The organism is Halomonas sp. DQ26W (genome assembly GCF_003339685.1).
GTDB lineage: Bacteria > Pseudomonadota > Gammaproteobacteria > Pseudomonadales > Halomonadaceae > Halomonas.
This window is the reverse complement of record NZ_QPKI01000012.1, coordinates 1-18772: the sequence shown is the minus strand read 5'-3', so window position 1 is coordinate 18772 and position 18772 is coordinate 1. Positions and strand designations below refer to the sequence as shown.

The following is an 18772-nucleotide window of genomic DNA, read 5'->3' as shown; positions in this document are numbered from 1 at the left end:
GAAACAACATGAGCGCAAGCCTCCATCACCACAATGTGGACCAGGCCGAAATTGCCAAGTTCGACGCACTAGCCAGCCGGTGGTGGGACCCCCAGAGCGAATTCAAGCCGCTGCACGACATCAATCCCCTGCGCCTGGACTTTATCGATGCCCGCTGTGGCCTGGCGGGCCGCCAGGTCCTCGACGTGGGTTGTGGTGGCGGCCTCCTTGCCGAAGCCATGGCCCATCGTGGTGCCCGTGTCACCGGTATCGACATGGGTGAGACTCCTCTAGGAGTAGCGCGCCTTCATGCACAGGAAAGCGGCGTCGAGGTGAAATATCGCCAAGCCAGTGCCGAGGGGATGGCTGCCGAGCACCCCGGCGAATTCGACGTAGTGACCTGTCTGGAGATGCTCGAGCATGTGCCTGACCCCGGGTCCGTCATCCGCGCCTGCGCTGCGCTCGTCAAGCCCGGGGGACACGTCTTTTTTTCGACACTCAACCGAAACCCCAAGGCCTATACCCTGGCGATCATCGGTGCCGAATACCTGCTGAAAATGCTTCCCCGCGGTACCCATGACTATCGCAAATTCATTCGTCCCTCAGAGCTTGCCGGTTGGTGTCGTGAGGCGGACCTGGAGGTTCGCGAGCAGAACGGCATGGTCTACAATCCGCTGAAGCGTCGCTATCGGCTGTCGGCACATGATGTCTCGGTCAACTACCTGATGCACTGCCGCCGGGAGGCTCGCTGATGCAGCTGCCGGAGGCACTGCTGTTCGATCTCGATGGCACCCTGGTAGATACCGCTCCTGACCTGGCACGCGCCACTAATGCCCTGCGTGTTCATCATGGGCTGGATCCCCTGCCCTATCCGGTGATTCGTGCCCAGGTTTCCAACGGCGGCAGCGCTCTGGTCAAGCTGGCACTGGGGCTGGAAAAGACCCGGGACGGGCATGACGAAGCTCGCGAGTTCCTGCTCGAGGCCTATGGCCAGGCTGTGGCTGAAGAGAGCCGAGTCTTTCCACCGTTGGATCGCTTGCTGACGAACTGGGAGTCCATGCATCGGCCTTGGGGCATCGTTACCAACAAGCCACGCGCCTTTGCCGCACCACTGATTGAAGCCCTAGGACTGATGCCAGGTGCCCTGATCTGTGCCGACGACCTGCCCCTCAAGAAGCCATTTCCGGAGCCGCTGTGGGCCGCCGCGAGTCTGCTTGACGTTGCGCCGGGCCGGTGTTGGTATATCGGCGACCACCTGCGTGACATGCAAGCGGCGCGTGCCGCCGGCATGCCGGCCATTGCGGTGGGCTACGGCTACATCGAGGAGGGGGACGACTACCGCGACTGGCCGGCCGATCTATGGTTCGAGACCAGTGCGTCACTGGTGGAGACCCTGCTTCCCGGCCCTGCGCTCTGATACTCACACCTAGGACTTGGCTCCTGGGAGCCTGGACAATCGGTCAAATCCGACAGACTCCTAGACCCTGGCAACCGGCCCGGGACATGATGGCAGGGCATGACCCCGGAGCTATGCGGACTTCGGCGGCTGCGCGTCGAAACGCTCGCCGTTGTGTCTCTGGCTGTCGGGGCCCATCAGCCACAGGTAGGTGGGCATGATGGTTTCCGGTGTCGGCAGCGTCTCTGGGTCTTCGCCCGGGTAGGCATTGGCCCGCATGGTCGTGCGCGTCGCACCGGGATTGAGGCTATTGACGCGAATGGTGCCGAGGTGCTCGAGTTCGTCGGCAAGCACTTCCATGAAACCCTCGGTGGCGAACTTTGAGACCGAGTATGCCCCCCAATAGGCACGACCCTTGCGTCCCACACTAGATGAGGTAAATACCACCGAGGCATCCTTCGATGACTGCAGCAGCGGCAATAGCGCCTGTGTCATCCATACCGGGCCATTGAAGTTGACCTGCATGACCTGCTCCCAGAGCTCGGGATTGTACTGCTCAAACGGGGTTATTCGTCCCAGCAAGCTGGCATTGTGCAAAAGTCCGTCGAGGCGGCCGAACTCCTTGTCGAGCATCTCTGCCAGGTCGTGATAATCCTTCAGCGTGGCGCCTTCGAAGTTCAGCGGCACGATCGCGGGCTGGGGGCAGCCGTCCGCCTCGATCTCGTCGTACACCTTCTCCAGCTTGCCCAGCGTACGCCCCAGTAGTATGACCGTGGCCCCATGCCGGGCAAACGCCAGTGCGGCCTCGCGACCGATGCCGTCACCGGCACCGGTGACCAGAATGATACGTCCTTCAAGCAGATCGGCTGGCGCCTGGTAGTCGATCTTGCAGCTCATCGCGGCTCCTCGGGCGGGGCCAGTCCTCACAGGGACTGGCGTAAAAAGTCATTGGCAAGTCCGGCAGCACTGCTGTCGGGATAGTCATCCCTTACCCGTTCCAGCAGCTCTCGGCTCTCTTCGGGCTCCCCCTGGCGGGCCTTGATCAGGCCGAGCTTGTAGAGGGCATCGGGTAGCTTGCTGCTCTGGGGGTGGTTTTCGATGACCTGCCGGAAGGCGATTTCAGCATCGGCAAGATTGCCTTCTGCGGAGTGCAGCTCTCCCAGCCAGTAATGACCGTTGGCGGTCAGGTTGTTGTCGGGGTAGTCGACTACGAAGGCGTCGAAGGCGCTGATCGCGTCCTGGAATTCGCGTGCCTGCACCCTGGAGAAGGCAGCCTGGTAGGCAGCCTGAACTTCGGCGCTCACGCCACTCGGCGAAGGCGTCTCGGCAACCTGACGTGCGGACGCCTCGTCGACTTCCGGGTGAGCCTCGATGCCGGTACTGCCGGCCATCAGTCGCTCCTCCAGATCGAGGTATTGCTGGCGTGTCTGGCTACGCAGCTGCTCGAGCTGATGGCGAAGCTCTTCGATCTGGCCACGCAGCTGCTGTATCTCACGCTGGTGCTCCTCAACCTGATTGAAGATAACCAGGCTGCCCCGGGCTTCTTCCCGTACTTCTGCCTGATCCATGAAAGAGCGCGACGGAGAGGATGTGAGGTCTTCGACCAACGGGCGCTGTTGTGCAACGGCAAGGCTCATTACGGACAGCGGGAGCACCAGGGCTCCCGCGCCGCACAGCCTTTTCAGACTGTGTCTCATGTTGGACTCCATAGGCGCACTATCGCGCCGGCTCGATCAGTAGGCGAAGACCACACGGCGGTTCTGGGCGTGCGCTTCATCATTGCTGCCACGCACTGCCGGGCGCTCCTCGCCATAGCTGACGATCTCCAACTGGGAGGGAGACACACCCTGGACTTCAAGGAAGCGCTTCACGGAATTCGCGCGACGCTCGCCGAGGGCCATGTTGTATTCACGAGTACCACGCTCGTCGGTATGGCCTTGAAGCACGACGCGAGCACTGCCATTGGAGCGCAGGTAGCGGGCGTGGGCAACGAGTACCGACTCGAATTCGGTGCGAATGTTGTCACGATCGAAGTCGAAGTAGATGGTACGAACTTCAGGAATGCGACCGTCAGCCTGCTGGCCGGCACGAACGCCGTCAACACCGGTGCCGGAGACCTGCCCGCTCCCGGCTACGCCGGTTCCTGCCCCGCCGTTGCGGGTGCCTTCCATAGACCCGTCCTGAGTCCCACCAGTGCTGGAACAGCCGGCCACGAGCGCCAGAGAAAGGGCGAGTGCCAGGCTCCTGGCATGCGACTTGAATTGCATCGTCAAACTCCTTGAAGGATTCGAAAGACACGGATCATCGAGCATTAATTTAGAAATGGTGACCATGCGGGTTCGCGCACGTCACCTTGCGCTGATGGCAGCCGGTAGGACGCACGTCCGTCGGCCGACACCGCCCCCAACACCCCGCTATTACCCTGCTGGGTGGCGAAGATTACCATGGTCCCGTTGGGCGCAACACTGGGTGATTCATCCCAACGAGACTCACTGATTACGACCAGCCTGCCTGACCCCAGATCCTGCCTGGCGATCTGGTAGCCATTGTTGCTGCGGTGGACCAGGAAGATGGATTCGCCATCGGGAGCAAAGCGCCCACGGGCATTGTAATTACCTGTAAATGTCAACCGGTCTGTCTCGCCACTACCCACCGTATAGCGATAGAGCTGCGGACCGCCGCTGCGGTCGGAGGTGAACAGGATGCTGCGTCCGTCCGGCGACCAGCTCGGTTCGGTATCGATGTTGCTGTTATTGGTGATGCGTTCGAAATTACGCGACACCACATCCATGATATAGATTTCCGGCTGGCCGTCCTTCGACAACGCCATGGCCAGCTTGCGTCCGTCCGGCGACCAGGCCGGAGCGCCATTGATTCCCTCGAAGGAGGTCGCCCTGACCCGCTGGCCGGTCGCCAGTTCCTGGATATAGATAGCCGGTCGCTCCGTCTCGAAGGAGACATAGGCAAGCTTGCGGCCATCCGGGGACCAGGCAGGCGAGAGAATCGGCTCCCGCGAACTAAGCACCTCCTGGCTGTTATGGCCATCGGCATCCGCGACATAGAGGGCAAATTGCATATCATTGCCAACTCCCCGCGCCGTGACATAGGCGATGCGCGTAGCGAAGGCACCACGAATGCCGGTAATGGATTCAAAGATCTGGTCGCTGATGTAGTGTGCCCCACCGCGCAATTCGTTGCCGCTGGCAGTCACGCTCTCACCCAGCATACGGCGGGTACCGCTGACATCCATCAACTCGTAGCGAATCCGATAGCCGCTGCCTTCACGACTGACGTGCCCTACCACCAGATAGCGCACATCCAGCGCACGCCATTGGCCGAACTGGACATCGTCGCTGCTGCTGGGCCTGTCGTACATCGACTGACGATCAAGTGGCTCGAAGTAGCCGCTTCGCTGCAGATTGTCGCTGATAATCTGGGCGACGTCCTCAGACAGGCTTTCACCGTCTGTGGCAAAAGGGACTACCGCGATTGGGGTGGCACGGTCGCTGCCGCGTGTGATTTCAATGGTCAGGTTGGCCTGTGTCAGCGTGCTGAACACCAATAGCATGCCGCTCAGCCAGGTCGTCATCAGGACTTTCATCAGCGTACATCTCCCGGTCGAAACCGCAGATTGAATTGTCGGAAGTCACGCTGCGCCATAGCGGGCAATTGACGCAGCTCACCGAATGGAGCGGCAGCTTCCACCGCCTGTATGGCTGAGCGGTCGAAGCTGCTATCACCGCTGCTCTGAATAATAGTAGTGCCAAACAGCTCGCCGGATGGTCCCAGTTGGACCTGTACAGTGGCATCAAGGTTTCTGGATGCACCCGGAGGAATCACCCAAGCCTGCTCCACTGCCCGCCGTACCAGATTGATGAAACTATTGGCCGCCTCCTGGGCCTGGCGAGCGTTGGCGACGGATTCACTTTCACCATCGATAGCACGATCTAAGCCCTGGCTGGCCTCTTCCGCTGCTCGGCGTGCTTCTGCTTCGCGACGACGCTGCTCTTCGGCCTCCTGCTGGCGGCGAGTCTCTTCTGCTTCGCGACGGCGCTGCTCTTCGGCCTCCTGCTGGCGGCGAGTCTCTTCTGCTTCGCGACGGCGCTGCTCTTCGGCCTCCTGCTGGCGGCGAGTCTCTTCTGCCTCGCGACGGCGCTGCTCTTCAGCCTCCTGCTGGCGGCGGGCCTCTTCGGCCTCCTGCTGGCGGCGAGTCTCTTCTACTTCGCGACGACGCTGCTCTTCGGCTTCCTGCTGGCGGCGAGTGTCCGCTTCAGCCTGGCGCTGGGCCTCGGCAGCGTCCTCCTGCTGGCGCTGCCGCTGGGCTTCTTGCTCTTCGCGCAACTGTGCCTGACGCTCAGCTTCCTCGGCGCGCCGCTGGGCCTCGGCTTCTGCAGCTTCTCGCGTTTCCTGGCGCTCGCGCAGCTCGGCTTCACGAGCCGCATCGCGCTTTGCCGCTTCCAGCTCCGCCTGTCGGGCGGCCTCCTCGGCAACCTGCTCTTCCGCGGCACGCTCCAGTGCTTCGGCCTCGGCCTGCTGGGCTTCTTCTTCTGCCCGGCGGGCCTCAGCACGAGAGCGCGCCTCCTCGGCACGCTGAGCCTGGTCCGTCGTGGTCTCGGTGCTGACCAACGTTGCCTGCACGATGGAGCTGGTCTGTGGAACTTCCGGCTGGCGCTGAGGCAGCGTAACCACGCTCAACACGACGATCAGTACATGCAGGCCAACGGCGAGCACAGTCGGCAAGCCGTAGCCAACTGATCGATACGGCGGGGTCGCTGCGCACTGGTCATGTCGAGCCATGGTGTTTCCTTTCTGCTCAATCACGCGGCGGCGGCTCGGAGATCAGCCCGACATTGGCCACACCGGCCACCTGCAGGGTGCTCATCAAGTTGACGATCTGGCCATATGGCACCTGGCGGTCGCCACGAACCATGACCGGGGAGTCCGGCCGGCGATCCAGCAGGATCAGCACCCTGTCGGAGAGCTCATCAAGGCCGACCTGGATCTCGTCACCGCCGACCATCAGGAAATACTCGCCCTCACGATCCACTGATACCACGATCGGCTCGCTCTGCTCCTCGGAGTCGATGGGCTCTGAGGTGACCTGGGGCAGCTCTATCTGCACCCCCTGGGTCAGCATCGGGGCAGTGATCATGAAGATCACCAAGAGTACCAACATGACGTCAATGAACGGCACTACGTTGATTTCGCCCATCGGCTTGCGCCGACCGTCACGATTGAAAGGTCCTTGCATGGTGCGGCTCCTTCAGGCAGTGCCGGCTTCACTGCGTCCCTGCAGGTTGCGATGCAGGATGGAGTGGAACTCCTCAGCGAAGTCCTCGTACTTGCCCAGCATCCTGCTCGATTCAGCAGAAAGGCGGTTATAGAAGATAACCGCAGGAATGGCTGCGAACAGACCCATGGCCGTTGCGATCAATGCTTCGGCAATCCAGGGCGCGACCGTGGTGAGCGTGGCCTGCTGGGTCAGCGAGAGGGCCTGGAACGACCCCATAATGCCCCACACCGTTCCGAACAGGCCGATATACGGGCTGGCCGAAGCGACGGTGGCAAGGAAAACCAGATGCAAGGACAAGCGCTCCTCTTCCCGTGACCAGGCGACCCGCATGCTGCGTTGCACGCCGTCGAGGATGGCATCGGGGCTCTTGGTCTTCGGCATCAGACGGTTGAACTCGCGGAAGCCGGCGCGAAAGACCTGTTCGGCGCCTAACGTTTCCTGCTCGGAGGGCGTCTCACGGTACAGTTCGTTGAGGTCGACGCCGGACCAGAAACGCTCCTCGAACATCTGATGGGCGCGACGTGCGCGTCGCATGACAAAAGTGCGCTGGAAAATCACGACCCAGGAGAGAATCGAGCCGATCACCAGGATCAGCATGACCAACTGCACCACGGTGCTGGCGCTCATGATCAGGTGTGGAATTGACATGGAGTCGTTCACGGGCATCCTCGTCGAACTTTCAGTTAACCGTTGAGAACCGCGGCAATCGCCGACGGCCATGGCGTGGGTTTGAGGTGATCAGCGTCCAGGCAGGCGATGTGGACCGTCGCTTCGCACAAGGGTTCCCCGTTGCGGGTCACCGTTTGCCGAAAGCTCGCGCGACAGTGGCCTGGGGAGTGGATGACAGCTGTAGCTTCCAGTGCATCGTCTAGAAGCGCGGGCTTGGCATAGCGACACTCGAGACGGTGAACCACCAGCTGTATACCGGCCTCCAGTAGATCACTCTGAGTGAATCCGTGATGGCGCAGCCACTCGCTACGGGCGCGCTCCATATATTTGAGATAATTGACGTAATAGACGATACCACCGGCATCGGTGTCCTCTATGTAGACCCGCACCGGGAGACGGAACTCACTCACGGCCGAACCTCGCCAGTGGCATCCAGTGACTGCTCATGAGGCGCTAGCCCGAAATGCTGCCATGCTTGGCGGGTGACCACCCTTCCTCTAGCGGTTCTCATCATCAGCCCCTGCTGGATCAGATAGGGCTCGATGACATCCTCGATGGTGTCCCGCTCCTCGCCGATGGCGGCAGATAGCGAGTCGACGCCTACCGGGCCGCCATCGAACTTCTCTATCATTGCCAGCAGCAGCCGGCGATCCATATGGTCGAGGCCATGATGGTCCACATGCAGCATGTTGAGTGCCTGATCGGCGATATCGGCATCCACGCGGCCGCTTGCACGAACCTGGGCAAAGTCACGGACGCGACGCAGCAGGCGGTTGGCGATACGCGGTGTGCCCCGGGAGCGGCGCGCCACCTCGGTGGCGCCCTCCCGGTCGGTCTCCACTCCCAGCAGCCGCGCCGAGCGAGTGACGATCTCGGTGAGCTCCTCGATATCGTAGAACTCGAGGCGCTGGACGATGCCGAAACGATCCCTCAGCGGAGAGGTCAGCAGGCCGGCGCGAGTGGTCGCGCCCACCAGGGTGAAGCGTGGCAGGTCCAGCTTGATGGAGCGTGCCGCCGGGCCCTCGCCGATGACGATATCCAGCTGGAAATCCTCCATGGCGGGGTAGAGAATCTCTTCCACCACGGGCGAGAGGCGGTGGATCTCGTCGATGAAGAGCACGTCGCCCGGCTGCAGGTTGGTGAGCATCGCGGCGAGATCGCCGGCACGCTCCAGCACCGGACCGGACGTGGACTTCATGCCCACCCCCATTTCGGCCGCAATGATATTGGCCAGCGTCGTCTTGCCCAGCCCCGGCGGGCCGAACACCAGGGTGTGATCCAGGCTTTCGTCGCGCCCAAGGGCTGCGGTGATGAAGATTTCCAGCTGCTCGCGCACCCTGGGCTGGCCGATGTACTCGGCCAAGCGCTTGGGGCGGATCGCATAGTCGACGCGAGCCTCACCGTCGTGCTCGTCGGCAGCGATCAGTCGATCATTGTCAATCATGCCAGCCACTCGCACTCATGGGGTTCATCCTGCCAGGCGACGGGTCAGAGCCGCCTTGATCATGGCCTCGGTGGTGAGTCCGTCATCCAGACCCGACAGCATCTTCGCTGCCTCCGTGGGCTTGTAGCCCAGGCTGACCAGGGCCGCCTCGGCATCGACCAGGGGGCCCTGCCTGCGCGGGGTGTTGGAGTCACCCAACCCGGTCGTGACCATATCGAGGGGCTGTTCCCAGTGCGGGAAACGGTCACGCATCTCGATGATCAATCGCTCGGCAGTCTTCTTGCCCACGCCCGGGAGTCGTGTCAGTGACTTGGCGTCGTCATCCATGACGCAGCGGATGAAGGCCGTCTCATCCATGCCGGAGAGAATTGCCAGGGCCAGTTTGGGGCCGATGCCATTGACCTTGATCAGGGCACGAAACAGAGTTCTCTCTTGCTCGCGAGCGAAGCCATAGAGCAGATGTGCGTCATCTCGCACAGTAAGGTGCGTGAACAGGGAAACGGCTTCCCCGAGGCCAGGCAGTGCCACCAGCGTATTCATGGAGGCTTCCAGTTCATAGCCGACACCAGCAACGTCCACTACCAGCCAGGGCGGCTGCTTGTCGAGAAGGGTGCCACGCAGGCGTCCGATCATGGGCTTCGCTATACTGCTCCTGAGTGTGACAAGGCACTTAGGCTCTGTACGAAAACTGCCTGCGCTCGCCCATACGGCGTTAAAAATCGGCTCAAAGCACTCATTTACACCGTGTAAACTCCGTCTTTTTGCCGTTTTTTGCCTTGCCTGGCCATCGCTCGCCGACTTTTCGTACAAAACCTAGGGCCACCATGGCGCCACTATACTGGTCGCTCAAGCGGCTGACTAGCCCAGCTTCAAACAGCGTTCGAGAATTATTCTGCGCCGCTACCGTAAGCGCAGATCAGGGCTGATAGTCACGCCACGACCCTCCCCGACGACGGGCGCGATGGCCGCCAAAGCTACCGCTATTCAGCAGGCCCGAGCGGGCGTGGGCATGGGTCAGCGCAATCGCCAGGGCATCGGCGGCGTCGACCTGCGGCGCACCATCGAGGCCGAGAATGGCGACCACCATGTGCTGTACCTGGCTCTTGCTGCCGCTGCCCGTTCCGGTGACTGCCTGCTTGATCTGGCGTGGACCGTATTCGCTGACGGGTAGCCCATGGTTGGCGGCGCAGACGATGGCGGTACCCCGCGCCTGCCCGAGCTTGAGTGCCGAATCGGCGTTCTTCGACATGAAGACCTGTTCGATGGCAAACTCACCGGGCCTGTGCAGCGCGATCAGCTCGCTGATGCCGGCATAGGCCTGTGCGAGCCGCTGGGCCAGGTCGTCGCCCTGCAGGCGGATACAGCCGCTGGCGACATAGCGTGGCGTCGGCCCGCCGACGTCGAGTACCCCGTAGCCGGTAATCCGCGACCCGGGATCGATGCCCAGGATCAGCATGTGCAACGTCCCGGAGCCGTCTGGCTGCTGCTGGCCCTATTGCTGTACCCGGCCATGCCGTCTCTCCTCATATGACACCGGCGCCATGAGGCGCCGGTGAACTGGGTGGCAACGCGTCTCGTCTTACTCGCTGCTGGTCTCGGTCTCGGTCTTGGCCTTCTGGCGCAGGCGAATGTTGAGATCCTTGAGCTGGTCGGCAGTCACCTCGCCCGGGGCATCGGTCAACAGGCAGCCGGCACTCTGCGTCTTGGGGAACGCAATCACTTCACGGATGGTGCGCGCCCCGGCCATCAGCATCACCAACCGGTCGAGACCGAAGGCGAGACCGCCGTGGGGTGGTGCCCCGTAATGCAGGGCATCGAGCAAGAAGCCGAATTTCTCGCGGGCTTCCTCTTCGCCGATGCCGAGAATCTCGAACACGGTACTCTGCATGGCCTGGTCGTGGATACGGATCGAGCCGCCACCCAGCTCGGTGCCGTTGAGAACCATGTCATAGGCCCGCGACAGGGCACCGGCCGGGTTCGCCTTGAGTTCCTCGGGGCTACACGAGGGTGACGTGAACGGATGATGCAGCGGGCTCAGGCGGCCATTGTCGTCGGCTTCGAACATGGGGAAGTCGACCACCCACAGCGGCGCCCAGGGCTGGGTATAGAGGTTGAGGTCTTCGCCCAGTTTGACGCGCAGCGCACCGAGCGCCTCGTTGACGATACGGGCCTTGTCGGCGCCGAAGAAGATGATATCGCCATCTTCTGCGCCGACACGCTCCAGCAGTTCCTCGATTACGTTCTCCATGAACTTGACGATGGGAGACTGCAGACCTTCGATGCCTTTGGCGCGGTCGTTGACCTTGATCCAGGCGAGTCCCTTGGCGCCGTAGATCCCGACGAATTTGGTGTACTCGTCAATTACCTTGCGTGACATGCCACCGCCGCCTGGCACCTTGAGTGCGGCCACGCGGCCGTCCTCGGCGCTGGCGGGGCCGGAGAAGACCTGGAAATCCACCTGCTGCATCAGGTCGTCGACGTCGACCAGCATCAGCGGGATGCGCATGTCCGGCTTATCGGAGCCGAAGCGGTGCATGGCGTCGGCCCATGTCATGCGGGGAAATTCGGGCAGCTCGACGTCCAGCACTTCCTGAAACAGCTGGCGAATCATCGCCTCAGTGATGCCCATGATGTCGTCCTCGCTGACGAAGGACGCCTCGAGGTCGATCTGGGTGAATTCTGGCTGGCGGTCGGCGCGCAGGTCCTCGTCGCGGAAACACTTGGCGATCTGATAGTAGCGATCGAAGCCCGCCACCATTAGCAGCTGCTTGAAAAGCTGCGGCGACTGCGGCAGCGCAAAGAAACTGCCGGGATGGGTCCGGCTGGGCACCAGGTAGTCGCGAGCACCCTCGGGGGTGGCACGAGTCAGGACCGGTGTCTCGATATCAAGAAAGCCCTGTCCTTCAAGGAAGGCACGCACGTTATGGGAAATCCGTGAGCGCAGGCGCAGCTTCTCGATCATCTCCGGGCGGCGCAGGTCGATGTAGCGATGCTTGAGACGCACCTCCTCACCCACCCGGCCATGCTCGTCGAGCTGGAACGGCGGCGTGGCGGCAATATTGAGAACCTCGACTTCCTTGGCCAGAACCTCGATCATCCCGGTGGGCATCTTGGGGTTCTGGGTGCCCTCGGGACGCAGCCTGACACGGCCGGAAATCCTCAGGACATACTCGCTACGCGCCCGGTCGGCAGTGGCGAAGGCCTCAGCGGTATCGGGGTCGACCACGACCTGAGCAATGCCATCGCGATCGCGCAGGTCGAGGAAGATGACACCCCCGTGGTCACGGCGGCGGTGTACCCAGCCGCACAGGCTGACCGTCTGGTCCACCAGGGTTTCGTTCAGCTGGCCGCAATAATGGCTGCGCATGTCGTATCCTGTTCTCTAGCGTTATCGAAAGGGTTGTTCGCAATGAGCACGGGCTCAGGCCGCGGCGCCGTCCTTGGCCGGTGGCTTGGTATCACCGCCCTTGGCTGGAGGCTTGACGTCACTGCCTGTGCTGGCGCTGTCACCGGCGATGTTCTTCTTGCTGCCGGACTTGAAGTCGGTCTCGTACCAGCCACCACCGGCTAGCCGGAAGCCCGCGGCGGAAACCAGGCGATTGAGCACAGGCGCCTCGCAGGCGGGACAATCGGTCAGGGGGGCGGCACTGATCTTCTGCAGCTTTTCCAGACGATGGCCGCAGGCCTTGCACTGATATTCATAGATGGGCATGGTTCAATTCACTCCTGATTCGACAGCGCGCAACCTCCGGCAATATTGGGTCGTACGAGGGACTTTCCAAGGCTGCCGTGAAAGCCGAACATTATAGCGTGCCTGGCCAGGCATGTCCCAGCCTTGGCACGGTGGTCCCAAAAGGCGGACCAAAAAAGGCGGACTCACAAGAGGAATTCTGCATGAAAGCCGTGATACTGGATGCTGCCAGCCTTGGCGCCGATATTGACCTGTCACCGATCCGCGAACGGGTCGATGAGCTTGATGTGCATGAACACACCGCCCCTGAACAGGTTTGGGAGCGCCTCGAAGGCACTGACGTGGCCATCGTCAACAAGGTAGTGCTGGATGGAGCCAACCTGGATGCCCTGCCCTCGCTTCGATCGATCTGCGTGCTGGCCACCGGCATGAACAATATCGACATGCCGGCCGCCGAGCGCCTGGGTATCGACGTGCGCAATGTCACCGCCTACGGCACCGCCAGCGTGGCTCAGCATACGCTGATGCTGATCCTGGCCCTGGCCAATCGCCTGCCGCTCTATCAGCGTGACGTGGCGGCCGGACGCTGGAATGTCAGCCCCTTCTTCTGCCTTATGGATCACCGTACGCTTCAGCTCGAGGGCAAGCACCTGGTTGTCGTGGGTCAGGGCGAACTGGGTAGCCGTGTCGCCACCCTGGCGGAGGCCTTCGGCATGCGTGTCAGCTTCGCCGCCAGGCCTGGCAATGAAGCCAATGATCGCCGCCCCACGCTGGCCAGACTTGCGCCCGAGGCGGACGTCGTCACCCTTCACTGCCCCCTGAGTGATGCAACCCGACACCTGTTCGACGCCAGCCTGCTGGCCGCCCTCAAGCCGGGAGCACTGCTGGTCAACTGCGCACGGGGTGGCATCATCGACGAACAGGCGGCGCTCGATGCGCTGCGCGAAGGGCAGCTGGGCGGGCTAGGCGTCGACGTGCTGCCGGTGGAACCACCCCGGGATGGGCATCCCCTGCTCGATGCCCTGGAGGAGTCGCTCAACCTGATCGTCACGCCGCACAGTGCCTGGATCACGCCGGAGGCGCGCCAGCGCATCGTGACGCTGACCGCGGAGAATCTGCGTCAGGTTCAAGCGAACTGAAAGAGAGGGCGCCATGCTGCACAACGTCGGATCGATCAATCTCGACCATGTCTATCGCGTCCCACACCTGGTGCACCCCGGCGAGACGCTTGCCAGCGGGGCTTACCAGGTAGGACTCGGCGGCAAGGGAGCCAATCAGTCCCTGGCCATGGCGCTTGCCGGAGGGCAAGTCAGCCACTGGGGGCGACTGGGGCGACAGGATGCCTGGGCGCGGGACCGTCTGGCCGATGCCGGGGTCGACGTGGCCCATATCTCACTGGTCGATGAACCCAGCGGCCACGCTATCATCCAGGTGGATGATGGTGGCGAAAATGCCATCATCCTGTTTCACGGCGCCAATCACGGCTTTGCGGCGGCGGAACTCGACACTCTGGCGGCATCGGCCCGGCCTGGAGAGTGGTTGCTGGCACAGAACGAATGCAATGCGTTGCCGGAGCTATTCGTGCGCGCACGGGAGCAGGGGTTGAACATCGCCTTCAATCCGGCGCCCATGACCGAGGACGTGGCCGAGCTGTCGCTGGAAGCCTGCCAACTGCTATTCGTCAACCGCGTCGAGGCCGCGGGCCTGGTTGGCCTACCGGAGTCTTCCGATGCCCAGACCCTGCTGGCGGGCCTACGCCAACGCTTGCCCGATACCAGCACGGTGCTCACGCTCGGTGGCGCTGGCGCCTGGTATCAGTCGGGAAAAGAGCAGTGCTATCAGCCCGCCCTGCCGGTCAAGCCGGTAGACACTACGGCCGCCGGCGATACCTTCATCGGCTATTTCATGGCAGCGCATCAGGAAGGCAGCACCGTGGCCGGCTGCCTGGAACTCGCCGCTCATGCTGCAGCACTTTGCGTCCAGCAACTGGGCGCTGCCGAAAGTATTCCCCGGCGGACTGACGTCGATCATGCGCTGAGCCAGTTCCGGGAGGCCCCCTCTTCCTGAAAGCTGCCTGTTGCACTCATTTTACTTCGTGGAAGGAGTCCATGTGTCACATTTCATCATTTTCGATACCGACCCGGGGGTCGATGACGCCCAAGCCATCGCCATTGCCCTGCGCCACCCCGAGATCGAGCTGCTCGGCCTGACCACCACCTACGGCAACGTGGACGTGGAAACTGCCACCCACAACGCCCTGCTGCTGAGCGAACTGGCCGGGCGCGGGGATGTACCTGTTGCCCAGGGGGCCGCCGGACCCATGGTCAAGACACGCCACCCGGCACCGGCACACATTCATGGCGCCAATGGACTGGGCGACATCGAGCTGCCTGAGGTAAAGGGCAACAAGGACCCGCGTAGTGCAGCCCAGTTCATCGTCGACACGGTGAGTGCCCGCCCCGGCGAGGTGACCCTGGTCGCGGTGGGGCCGGTGGGAAACCTTGCCGCGGCACTGCAGCTCGATCCGACCCTCATCGACAAGGTCAAGCAGGTGGTGATCATGGGCGGCTCGATCCGCGAGGGCGGCAATGTCACGCCCGTCGCGGAAGCCAACATGTTCAACGACCCCCATGCGGCGCAGCGTGTGCTAACCGCCGGCTGGCCGCTGACCCTGGTGGGGCTCGATGTGACGCATCGCTGCGTACTCACCCAAGAGCACATGCGGCGCATCGAGGCGGGCCAGGGCGAACTGGGCAAGGTGCTGGCGGGCAGCTATGACTTCTACCGGGACTTCTACCGGGAATTTCTCGGCATCGACGGCTGCTGCCCCCACGACAGCTGTGCGCTGGCCTGGCTGCTGCGCCCGGAGCTGTTCACCACCGCACCGGGGCACCTGGCGGTGGTGACCGAAGGTATCGCCGAGGGTCAGACTGTCTTCGCCCCCGAAGGCCGCGGCTTCATCCAGGAGCGCTGGGCTCAGACGCCCCTGGTCGAGGTCTGCCTGGAGACGGACGGCGATGCCGTGGTGAAATGGATTGCCGCCACGCTGGCCTGACTGGCCTGGTTGGCGCTGAACTGGCTCGTTTTGAAATGGCTCGTTTTGAAATGGCTCGTTTTGAAATGACTCGTTTTGAAATGACTAGAGTGTGACGAAATTGTCCGGGTCCTGGGGCTCGAGCGACTCGAACTCCACATGGGTGACCCGGGCATTCGGTGGGCCTTGCCAGAGCCAGGTTGCCACCTTGTTGACTGCATCTCCGTCACCACAAAGCATGACCTCTACCTGGCCATCGTGAAGATTCCTCGCATAGCCGGTGACCCCGTGCTGCAAGGCCTGATCCTGCACGGCCTTGCGGTACCAGACGCCTTGAACCTTTCCAGCCACCAGGGCCTTTACGCAACGTTTGCTCATGGCACCACCTCTCTGCAAGATATCGTTGCCTTGTTCTACCATCCCGGACACCGGACGACCAGTAGGTCTGCGTCATGCCAGTCACCCGAAATCCCGCGACCTGGAACCTGCGTCCGCAACAAGCTGCATCAGCCCGGAAGGCATTGCCAACGAACTCGCCCGTGAGCGGCTTCTGTCATAGGCCTGGCCCTGCCATGCGTCGCGCGGCACAGGCCGCCCGACTCAGCTTTCCAGCAGCTCTCGCCTCACCAGTACCGCGTTATTTCGTGGAATGATCTCCCGGCCCTGGGCCAGCAGATAGCTGCGGATGAAGGCGGCGCCAAACAGCAGGATCAGCGAGCTGTAATAGACCCAGAGCAGGATCATGACCACCGAACCGGCGGCACCATAGGTGGAAGCGGTTGCGGTGTAGGCAAGATAGGCGGCGATGACACTTCGCCCGATGGCAAACAGCAACGCCGTGACCAGCGCCCCCAGCAAGACATCCTTCCAGCCCAGCGTCACATCAGGCAGCACCTTGAAGATCGTGGCGAATAGCGCAGTAATGACCACCAGTGACACCACGAATTCCACCGCCGTGGTCAAGAGCCCGACGAAGGGCACCAGGTCATCGCCGGCAAGGAGCAGAGCGCGAATCATCACGCCGAATACCAGCGAGACCAGCAGAATAAAGCCGATGGCAAGCACGACGGCAAGTGACATCAAGCGTTTCTGTAGGAAAAGTAGCAAGCCGTTGCGGCCTGGCTTGGCGGTCACACCCCACATGGTATTGAGGGAAAACTGCATCTGGGCGAATACGGTAGTGGCACCCACTATTAGTGCACCGAACCCAAGCAGCGTCGGCATCAGGCCGCTTTCCTCGATTCTCGACGCCACGACGGCCTGTTCGACGGCCTTGGCTGCCTCCTCTCCCAGGACCCCTTCCAGCTGTGCGACAATCTGCCCCTGGGCCGCCTCCTCGCCAAACACCACCCCAATGACTGTCACCGCGATGATGATCGTCGGCGCCAACGAAAACAGCGTGTAGAAGGCTAGTGAGCCGGCATAGCTGAAGGCATTGCGCTGCAGCCAGAGTTGTACGGCATCGTGCATCACACGCCACCAGAACGTCACGATATTGATCTGCACCTCACCTCCTTGTCATCTCGGCAACTCCAGAACGGCCCTGCATATTTCACTATCGGTGCTTCATTGCAGCCCTGCCTGACGACCTCCATAATAGGCGGCCCCGAGCCGCCAGCGAAGGTTTCGCCAATGTCCGCTTCCGACCATGATTTCGACTGTCTCGTATTCATCGGCCGCTTCCAACCCCCTCATCTGGGACATATGGCGGTCATCAATGAAGCATTACGCCACGCTCGACAGGTAATTGTACTCGTTGGGTCTGCCTGGCAAGCGCGTTCTCTGCGCAATCCCTGGCGTTTCGATGAACGCCAGGACCTGCTGCGCAGTTGTTTTGATGTAGAGGAAAACGCAAGGCTCGAAATCGTCCCGCTTCTGGATGCGCTCTACAATAATGACGTCTGGGTGCGCGATGTCCAGCGCAAGGTTCGCGACATTGCCGGGCACCACAACGCTCGATTGCCACGCATCGGACTGATTGGCGCAAGCCGTGGCCAGTCGAGTTACTATCTATCGCTCTTTCCGCAATGGGAATCAGTCAGCGTACCCCTGGTCGAAGGTATATCGGCCAGCCAGATCCGCGAACGCTTGTTCCGCTCACACTCTTCTACCGATGATTACCTGAGTACCGGCGCGACCCATGACCTACCGCCCCCGGTCTGTGCGGAACTGCGTCACTTTGCCGGCGGCGAGGCCCACCAGCTGCTCATGGAAGAGCAGCAACTGCTGGAACAGTATCGCCAGGCATGGGCCCAGGCGCCCTACCCGCCGGTTTTCGTGACCGTGAATGCCGTGGTGGTGCAATCAGGCCATGTGCTGCTGGTGCGCCGCACTGCGGCCCCCGGGAAGGGGCTGCTGGCCCTGCCCGGGGGATTCATCAACCCCCATGAGCGGCTGCTCGACGCCTGTCTGCGCGAACTGCGCGAAAGGGTCAGGTTGAAGGTGCCGGAGCCGGTCTTGAAGGGCTCCCTGCGCGGCCAGCGACTGTTCGACGAGCCGCACCGCAGCTGGCGTGGTCGCACCCTGGCCGAAGCCTTCTATTTCGCCCTCAGGCCGGATCAGCAGTTGCCCCAGCTAAAGCCGGTCAAAGGCGGCGATCATGCCCGCTGGGTACCGCTGGCCGAATTGGAGCCCGACGGACTGTTCGAGGACCACTTCTTCATCATCCAGAATTTTCTCGGGCTTCCGGCAGACTTCGGCGGGATCTAAACGTTTCCTGATTACGCATAAGACTCAGCAGGCGCCTGGCGGAGGCCGCCGCGTTGGCGGTGATCGTTGGCGTCGGCAAGACCGCCGGGAGTCCTTCGGCCTCCAGTCGTGATCTGAAGATACTCCAACAGCGGCGTGGCAACGTTGGTGGAGAGAGCAGCTGTCGGAGCGCTGGTCCCCATCGCGACTGGCGCCGGTAGGCGCCTCGGCGGAGGCTGCCGAGGTTGGCAGTGGTCGCCAGCATCGGCAACACCGCCGGGAGGCCTGCGGCCTCCAGTCGTGATCTGAAGATACTCCAACAGCGGTGTGGCAGCGTCGGTGGAGAGAATCGCTGTTGGAGCGCTGGTTCCCATCGCGACTGGCGCCGTCAGGCGCCTTGGCGGAGGCGGCCGACGCTGGCGGTGGTCGCCACATCGGCAACACCGCCGGGAGGCCTGCGGCCTCCAGTCGTGATCTAAAGATACTCCAACAGCGGTGTGGCAGCGTCGGTGGAGAGAATCGCTGTTGGAGCGCTGGTTCCCATCGCGACTGGCGCCGTCAGGCGCCTTGGCGGAGGC

At 62.3% G+C, this 18772-nt stretch carries 21 protein-coding genes; 6 read left to right on the top strand and 15 right to left on the bottom strand.

Going from position 1 to position 18772, the window contains the following annotated elements; genetic code table 11:
• Positions 1-8: 8 nt before the first annotated feature.
• Positions 9-731, top strand: coding sequence for a bifunctional 2-polyprenyl-6-hydroxyphenol methylase/3-demethylubiquinol 3-O-methyltransferase UbiG (ubiG, locus tag DU490_RS08180; protein ID WP_114573824.1), 723 nt, complete (start codon positions 9-11; stop codon positions 729-731).
• Positions 731-1396 (top strand): HAD-IA family hydrolase, encoded by a 666-nt coding sequence (locus DU490_RS08175; protein WP_114573823.1) that lies wholly within the window; start codon positions 731-733, stop codon positions 1394-1396. Before ubiG ends, DU490_RS08175 begins: the two co-directional genes overlap by 1 nt.
• A gap of 111 nt (positions 1397-1507) precedes the next feature.
• Here DU490_RS08175 and DU490_RS08170 read toward each other — a convergent pair whose 3' ends face one another.
• The 13 genes from DU490_RS08170 to DU490_RS08110 all read right to left on the bottom strand — a co-directional run bounded on the left by DU490_RS08170 (position 1508) and on the right by DU490_RS08110 (position 12493).
• Entirely contained in the window at positions 1508-2272 is a 765-nt protein-coding gene (locus DU490_RS08170; protein WP_114573822.1) for a YciK family oxidoreductase, read from the bottom strand.
• A gap of 26 nt (positions 2273-2298) precedes the next feature.
• The gene (ybgF, locus tag DU490_RS08165) at positions 2299-3072 is read right to left on the bottom strand and encodes a tol-pal system protein YbgF (protein WP_114573821.1); all 774 of its coding nucleotides are present in this window, start codon (positions 3070-3072) and stop codon (positions 2299-2301) included.
• A 36-nt stretch (positions 3073-3108) separates the two neighbouring features.
• Positions 3109-3642, bottom strand: a complete 534-nt coding sequence (gene pal, locus DU490_RS08160; protein WP_114573820.1) for a peptidoglycan-associated lipoprotein Pal — start codon at positions 3640-3642, stop codon at positions 3109-3111.
• A gap of 44 nt (positions 3643-3686) precedes the next feature.
• Positions 3687-4976, bottom strand: a complete 1290-nt coding sequence (gene tolB, locus DU490_RS08155; protein WP_114573819.1) for a Tol-Pal system beta propeller repeat protein TolB — start codon at positions 4974-4976, stop codon at positions 3687-3689.
• Positions 4976-6172: a cell envelope integrity protein TolA gene (gene tolA / locus DU490_RS08150; RefSeq protein ID WP_114573818.1), complete on the bottom strand. Its 1197-nt coding sequence runs from the start codon at positions 6170-6172 to the stop codon at positions 4976-4978. Before tolA ends, tolB begins: the two co-directional genes overlap by 1 nt.
• A 16-nt stretch (positions 6173-6188) precedes the next feature.
• Positions 6189-6626, bottom strand: a complete 438-nt coding sequence (tolR, locus tag DU490_RS08145) for a protein TolR (RefSeq protein WP_114573817.1) — start codon at positions 6624-6626, stop codon at positions 6189-6191.
• Between the two features lie 12 nt (positions 6627-6638).
• A complete protein-coding gene (gene tolQ, locus DU490_RS08140; protein WP_258801497.1) occupies positions 6639-7316 on the bottom strand; it encodes a protein TolQ in 678 nt (225 codons plus the stop codon).
• A gap of 35 nt (positions 7317-7351) precedes the next feature.
• On the bottom strand, positions 7352-7747 hold the full coding sequence (gene ybgC / locus DU490_RS08135) for a tol-pal system-associated acyl-CoA thioesterase (RefSeq protein WP_114573815.1): 396 nt from the start codon (positions 7745-7747) through the stop codon (positions 7352-7354).
• The gene (gene ruvB / locus DU490_RS08130) at positions 7744-8781 is read right to left on the bottom strand and encodes a Holliday junction branch migration DNA helicase RuvB (RefSeq protein WP_114573814.1); all 1038 of its coding nucleotides are present in this window, start codon (positions 8779-8781) and stop codon (positions 7744-7746) included. Before ruvB ends, ybgC begins: the two co-directional genes overlap by 4 nt.
• A gap of 24 nt (positions 8782-8805) precedes the next feature.
• Entirely contained in the window at positions 8806-9414 is a 609-nt protein-coding gene (ruvA, locus tag DU490_RS08125; RefSeq protein ID WP_114573813.1) for a Holliday junction branch migration protein RuvA, read from the bottom strand.
• A 283-nt stretch (positions 9415-9697) separates the two neighbouring features.
• Positions 9698-10237: a crossover junction endodeoxyribonuclease RuvC gene (gene ruvC / locus DU490_RS08120; RefSeq protein WP_114573812.1), complete on the bottom strand. Its 540-nt coding sequence runs from the start codon at positions 10235-10237 to the stop codon at positions 9698-9700.
• 123 nt (positions 10238-10360) lie between these two features.
• A complete protein-coding gene (gene aspS / locus DU490_RS08115; protein ID WP_114573811.1) occupies positions 10361-12148 on the bottom strand; it encodes an aspartate--tRNA ligase in 1788 nt (595 codons plus the stop codon).
• Positions 12149-12202: 54 nt separating this feature from the next.
• The gene (locus tag DU490_RS08110) at positions 12203-12493 is read right to left on the bottom strand and encodes an FmdB family zinc ribbon protein (protein WP_114573810.1); all 291 of its coding nucleotides are present in this window, start codon (positions 12491-12493) and stop codon (positions 12203-12205) included.
• A gap of 182 nt (positions 12494-12675) precedes the next feature.
• Between DU490_RS08110 and DU490_RS08105 the strand changes: the two genes are divergently transcribed.
• From DU490_RS08105 to DU490_RS08095, 3 genes are read left to right on the top strand one after another with little or no spacing between them, the layout of a single operon-like run.
• On the top strand, positions 12676-13611 hold the full coding sequence (locus tag DU490_RS08105; protein WP_114573809.1) for a D-2-hydroxyacid dehydrogenase: 936 nt from the start codon (positions 12676-12678) through the stop codon (positions 13609-13611).
• A 13-nt stretch (positions 13612-13624) separates the two neighbouring features.
• The gene (locus tag DU490_RS08100) at positions 13625-14539 is read left to right on the top strand and encodes a ribokinase (protein ID WP_114573808.1); all 915 of its coding nucleotides are present in this window, start codon (positions 13625-13627) and stop codon (positions 14537-14539) included.
• A gap of 43 nt (positions 14540-14582) precedes the next feature.
• Positions 14583-15527, top strand: coding sequence for a nucleoside hydrolase (locus DU490_RS08095; protein WP_114573807.1), 945 nt, complete (start codon positions 14583-14585; stop codon positions 15525-15527).
• Positions 15528-15611: 84 nt separating this feature from the next.
• Here DU490_RS08095 and DU490_RS08090 read toward each other — a convergent pair whose 3' ends face one another.
• A complete protein-coding gene (locus DU490_RS08090) occupies positions 15612-15884 on the bottom strand; it encodes an acylphosphatase (protein WP_114573895.1) in 273 nt (90 codons plus the stop codon).
• A 222-nt stretch (positions 15885-16106) separates the two neighbouring features.
• Positions 16107-16976 (bottom strand): YihY/virulence factor BrkB family protein, encoded by an 870-nt coding sequence (locus tag DU490_RS08085; RefSeq protein WP_114573894.1) that lies wholly within the window; start codon positions 16974-16976, stop codon positions 16107-16109.
• A 162-nt stretch (positions 16977-17138) separates the two neighbouring features.
• Between DU490_RS08085 and DU490_RS08080 the strand changes: the two genes are divergently transcribed.
• Positions 17139-18215 carry a bifunctional nicotinamide-nucleotide adenylyltransferase/Nudix hydroxylase gene (locus DU490_RS08080; protein WP_114573806.1) on the top strand — a complete coding sequence of 359 codons (1077 nt, stop codon included), beginning with the start codon at positions 17139-17141 and terminating at the stop codon, positions 18213-18215.
• The last annotated feature ends 557 nt before the right edge of the window (positions 18216-18772 follow it).

Coding starts and splice junctions, on each gene's coding strand:
- ybgF (WP_114573821.1), bottom strand. CDS start 3,072: ATGAGACACAGTCTGAAAAGGCTGTGCGGCGCGGGAGCCCTGGTGCTC.
- tolQ (WP_258801497.1), bottom strand. CDS start 7,316: ATGTCAATTCCACACCTGATCATGAGCGCCAGCACCGTGGTGCAGTTG.
- DU490_RS08170 (WP_114573822.1), bottom strand. CDS start 2,272: ATGAGCTGCAAGATCGACTACCAGGCGCCAGCCGATCTGCTTGAAGGA.
- DU490_RS08085 (WP_114573894.1), bottom strand. CDS start 16,976: ATGCACGATGCCGTACAACTCTGGCTGCAGCGCAATGCCTTCAGCTAT.
- DU490_RS08110 (WP_114573810.1), bottom strand. CDS start 12,493: ATGCCCATCTATGAATATCAGTGCAAGGCCTGCGGCCATCGTCTGGAA.
- DU490_RS08175 (WP_114573823.1), top strand. CDS start 731: ATGCAGCTGCCGGAGGCACTGCTGTTCGATCTCGATGGCACCCTGGTA.
- tolA (WP_114573818.1), bottom strand. CDS start 6,172: ATGGCTCGACATGACCAGTGCGCAGCGACCCCGCCGTATCGATCAGTT.
- DU490_RS08100 (WP_114573808.1), top strand. CDS start 13,625: ATGCTGCACAACGTCGGATCGATCAATCTCGACCATGTCTATCGCGTC.
- pal (WP_114573820.1), bottom strand. CDS start 3,642: ATGCAATTCAAGTCGCATGCCAGGAGCCTGGCACTCGCCCTTTCTCTG.
- ruvB (WP_114573814.1), bottom strand. CDS start 8,781: ATGATTGACAATGATCGACTGATCGCTGCCGACGAGCACGACGGTGAG.
- DU490_RS08105 (WP_114573809.1), top strand. CDS start 12,676: ATGAAAGCCGTGATACTGGATGCTGCCAGCCTTGGCGCCGATATTGAC.
- ruvA (WP_114573813.1), bottom strand. CDS start 9,414: ATGATCGGACGCCTGCGTGGCACCCTTCTCGACAAGCAGCCGCCCTGG.
- aspS (WP_114573811.1), bottom strand. CDS start 12,148: ATGCGCAGCCATTATTGCGGCCAGCTGAACGAAACCCTGGTGGACCAG.
- tolB (WP_114573819.1), bottom strand. CDS start 4,976: ATGAAAGTCCTGATGACGACCTGGCTGAGCGGCATGCTATTGGTGTTC.
- DU490_RS08080 (WP_114573806.1), top strand. CDS start 17,139: ATGTCCGCTTCCGACCATGATTTCGACTGTCTCGTATTCATCGGCCGC.
- tolR (WP_114573817.1), bottom strand. CDS start 6,626: ATGCAAGGACCTTTCAATCGTGACGGTCGGCGCAAGCCGATGGGCGAA.
- DU490_RS08090 (WP_114573895.1), bottom strand. CDS start 15,884: ATGAGCAAACGTTGCGTAAAGGCCCTGGTGGCTGGAAAGGTTCAAGGC.
- ruvC (WP_114573812.1), bottom strand. CDS start 10,237: ATGCTGATCCTGGGCATCGATCCCGGGTCGCGGATTACCGGCTACGGG.
- ubiG (WP_114573824.1), top strand. CDS start 9: ATGAGCGCAAGCCTCCATCACCACAATGTGGACCAGGCCGAAATTGCC.